Origin of the sequence: Sphingomonas astragali (genome assembly GCF_051400615.1) — a bacterium.
Taxonomy (GTDB): Bacteria; Pseudomonadota; Alphaproteobacteria; order Sphingomonadales; family Sphingomonadaceae; genus Sphingomonas.
Genome location: NZ_JBLFFH010000004.1, coordinates 1 through 3,881, shown reverse-complemented (window position 1 = coordinate 3,881; position 3,881 = coordinate 1). Strand labels below are relative to the sequence as shown.

At 60.8% G+C, this 3,881-nt stretch carries 4 protein-coding genes and 1 pseudogene; all 5 read right to left on the bottom strand.

Going from position 1 to position 3,881, the window contains the following annotated elements; all coding sequences use genetic code 11:
* Positions 1-638, bottom strand: a 638-nt coding sequence (locus ACMGER_RS18095; protein ID WP_436813575.1) for a hypothetical protein, incomplete at its 3' end; no start/stop codon positions are given.
* 288 nt (positions 639-926) lie between these two features.
* Positions 927-1,340: an SMI1/KNR4 family protein gene (locus ACMGER_RS18090; protein ID WP_436813574.1), complete on the bottom strand. Its 414-nt coding sequence runs from the start codon at positions 1,338-1,340 to the stop codon at positions 927-929.
* A 44-nt stretch (positions 1,341-1,384) separates the two neighbouring features.
* Positions 1,385-1,528 (bottom strand): HNH endonuclease signature motif containing protein, encoded by a 144-nt coding sequence (locus tag ACMGER_RS18085; protein ID WP_436813573.1) that lies wholly within the window; start codon positions 1,526-1,528, stop codon positions 1,385-1,387.
* A 184-nt stretch (positions 1,529-1,712) separates the two neighbouring features.
* On the bottom strand, positions 1,713-2,138 hold the full coding sequence (locus ACMGER_RS18080) for a hypothetical protein (protein ID WP_436813572.1): 426 nt from the start codon (positions 2,136-2,138) through the stop codon (positions 1,713-1,715).
* A pseudogene (locus ACMGER_RS18075) lies at positions 2,135-3,881 on the bottom strand (hypothetical protein); the annotation flags it as partial. The gene ACMGER_RS18080 and the pseudogene ACMGER_RS18075, both read right to left, overlap by 4 nt.

Here is a 3,881-nt window from a genome sequence, read left to right as displayed (position 1 = left end):
TTCACGGTCGTGGTGGTGACCGTCGCCGTCCCCTGGCGCTGCGACACCGTCTCGCTGTCCACCCGGCCCTTGCCGTCGTAGCTGACCTGCCGGTCGTAGGCGACCCCGCTGCCGTCCCCCGTCCAGTCCTGCTGCCGGACGAGCCGGTTCAGCCCGTCGTAGCCGTACTGCCCCTTCAGCCGCGGCGTCGTCTGCGACGGCAGGATCGGGTCGGCGCCCCCGTTGCCATTGTCCTCATAGCCTCCGCCCGCGATCCACACCTTCCACAGATTGCCGGACGCGTCATAGTCGTAGGTCTCCAGCGTCTGCGCCGTATAGGGCACCTCGAGCGTCGGCGTGTTGCCCCCGGTCGGCTTCCCGAACGGATCGTAATTGGGGTTGGCCACCGTCGCGGTCGCCTGGTAGCTCGTCGCCGCCGTCCGCCGACGCCCGCCCGCGTCATAGGTGATCGCCGTGCCGCCGGTGACCGCGCCGCTCACCAGCCGCCCTCCCGACAGCGTCATCCGGTTCATGCTGTCATAGAGGAACCAGCTCTCGCTCGGCACCAGCGATGACGACGCCGCACCCTGGTCGGTGATGACGTGGTAGCTCGCCTTGCGGCTGCGGATGTTGCCGACCGCGTTGTAGCTCCACAGCACCGAAAATGTTGACTAAGTTGACTCAGGTCAGGTGTTTGCGAGCGGAAGCGACAGGAACGCGACCGTGATGCGCCGCGGACGCGACACCTACGCGGCACCAGCGCGCCAAGAACGCGGCACCGGCGCGACAGGGACAAGATCGACGGACTCAAAGAGCGGACCAATGCCCGACAGGTCGGACCGCGCGAGCCAAGCAGGCGAATTCCTACATTGCAAGGGTGGCTGCTGCATCGGTGAACCAGATTGATAAATTCCGCACTCTCTGCGGCGATTAAATTATGCCATGGATCAGAATTCCGGCTTGAAGTCTGGGTTCACCCAAATGCGTTTCACCTGTCCAGGCTTCAATTTTACAGACGAAAGGTCAAACGGCTCCAATCTCCTGAGGAAATCAGCAAAACTCTTAGCAACCACTTTGGTGCTATCGATTTCATGATCCCAAAAATAAACCCGGTGATCTTTCATACCAATACAGACAAAATTGCCAGATTCATCCTCGCCGAAAGGCAGCAAATTGATCGAAAGGCCTTCAATCGAATTGGCCCTGTTAATGATTTCCGAGGCAGGCAGAAAGTCCCTTATACCCACGCTATAATTCGTTCCTTCAAGCACGTTTGAAGGCGGCTTTGCGCCATCGTGAATAGCTAGAAATTCAGCGTACTCAGACGGCAAATTCCCGTATTTTTCGACAAGGGTCGCCATAGAGGCATCCGATGCTGCACCGGTGCGAGGTAGCGAGATTGCCATTAATCGAAGCCTCCGTTTCTGATAACGGCCGCGCCGCCTGTGTGCCTCACTGAATTATGTACTCCCTGAGGTATGAGCTGCATAGTGGCCCCGTCTTCGACATGGTGCCAAACATAGCCCCTCGGGGTACTTGGGTAACCCATAGCCTCGTTCGCGAGACGTGAATCGATTCGATCAGATCGGGGATTTCAACCTCGGCCTGGCTGTACGGCCTAAAAATTGGGAAGCCTTGTTCTGTGAACTCCACACCCGAAGGGTGAATCCGCCCGGCGTATTTACTATTGATCGGCAGACGTCCGCCAACCGTGGGTATTGCTCCCTTTGCGGCTAAGGAAATTTGTTCCCGAGAGTCACGCCGCTCTCATATTCCTTCTTCGTGAACCACTGGATACCGTGAATGCGGTGATCTGCGGTCAGCTTTTTTCCAAGGTCGTCAAGTAGTTCTTGAAGTGACATTCTTTCAGTTTTCAATCGCGCGATAAGTCCCGTTTTATCTTCAACAATCAGCAGCCATGACTCCGGATATTGCAATAGGAACCAAAATTTGCTGCCGTTTAATTCTCCGTTCAATTCCCACCCGTAAAATTGGTGTTGCTCTGGCTGGGAGACGTCAAGGCCAATTTCTTGCAAGAGCTGCATGATTAAAAGGCAAACACCACGTCCTCCCGGAACCAAAATGTCTCCGGATTCAGAAAATTCTGAATCATCTGGCAACTCGGCGTCGAATGTCGCGAAGGTCCTCAGCTCGCTCATTTATCACTCCCGTAATACCAATAGCCCCCCGCAGCACCGGCGGCAGCTGCACCTCCGACAGTGACCTTAAGAGGCGTTGGGCTTGCATACCATAGCCGCTGGGCACCACTATATTTCTCCAAACCAAGAGAACGACCGCTCCACGTCCCTCCCACCGATTTGGGGAAAGCAGTCCCATAAAAAGACCGATCGACCTGGTAGTGAAGTTCGTAAAAATCTCCCCGGCTAATGCCGCTCGGTTTCAAAACATTCAGAGGACTGTCGCCTATAGCCTCTGGCAGACCGACGCGGCGCGGGATGAAATGATGCCCCATCCCTTCATATGGTGCTGCAAGATAGTCGGCTTGCGCCGGTGAAAAACCTTGGTTGAGAAATTTAGCTGCGCCACCCTCTGCGGCTGCGGAGGCAACCCTATCCCCGGCCAGAGACAATACGCGGCCGAGCGCACCTCCGAGAACGTAGCCGCCGGCCACGCCAAGGGCCACATCGGTGACGAACGTACCGACCGTGTTCTCCTGCCCGAGCGCGCTGCGCACGGGAATGCCGGAAGCGGCCGAACCCACGGCCGAGTCAACCAGGAGCAATGAGCCGCCCAACCCCAGCGCGCCGCCAGCCAGCGCAACGCCGGCTCCCGCGAAGCCACCGCCGACACTCGCGACTCCGAGAAGGCCAAGCTGACGGTCGAAATTGGCAAGGCCGACATAGGCCCGCTGCATGACTTCGCTGTTATCGACCCATACTCCGCTGTTGGAGCCGGTGAGTTCATTGTGGCCGTATCTGCTGAAATCCGGGCTCCAATAATCGCCCGCCGTCAGAACCGCGTCGCTCGTTCCATCGTATCCCACGCCGCCGGTGAAGGTGATGTCGTGGAGAATCTGGCCGGGCGAGACCGCGTTGGCGACAGCTTCGCCCTGACTCGGCCCGTACAACATGAGGATGGATCGACGGGCGACATCGACGTTGCCGCCGGCCATCGTCAACACCGCTTCGGCACGGAACCTGTCCAGCACGTTTGGATTGAACGCAATCCCACCCTCGCCGGGGACCGGCTCATTCTGGGCGGTCGCGCCCGAGTTCGAGCTACGACCATTCCCGGCCACCTGCGTGGCCACCAGATTCCCGATGGTACTGCCGATCGCGTCCGGAAGAACGGCGAGAATGTTGTCGCCGAAGTCGGTGCCCTTGATCAGGCTGCGTGCCGCCGCGCCCGCGAGCGCGCCGGCGGTGCCGGCGAGCGCGGCGCCGGCCACGTTGCCCGCCGACGCGTTCCCGGCGAACGATTGCACCCCGAGCTCGCGCCCGACCGTGCCGACCGCTCCACCCACCACGCCGCCGACCGCGACCCCCGCCCAGTCGAACTTCGACTGCAAGCCCGTCGCCACCGCGATGCCCTGCGTCAGCGCATTGCCCGCGACACCGCGCGCGACATCGCCCAGGAACGCGCTGCCGCCGATCTTGTCGAGCCCGAGACTGCCGATCCCGGCGCCCACCCCGCCGCTGATCCCCGCCAGCGCCACGCCCTTCCAGCTGAACTGGTCCTGGATGCCGGTCGCGACCCCCAGCCCCTGGCTGGCGACACTGCCCGCCACGCTCCCACCGATCCCGCCCAGTACCCCGCCGCCGATCGCCGGCGTCACCACCACGCTCACCGCGATCGCCACCGCCGCCAGCAGCACCTGTCCGAACACGCCGCACTTGTTGTTCTTCTTGGCGGCGCGCGGCTTGGGCGTGGTCGGCGAGGTG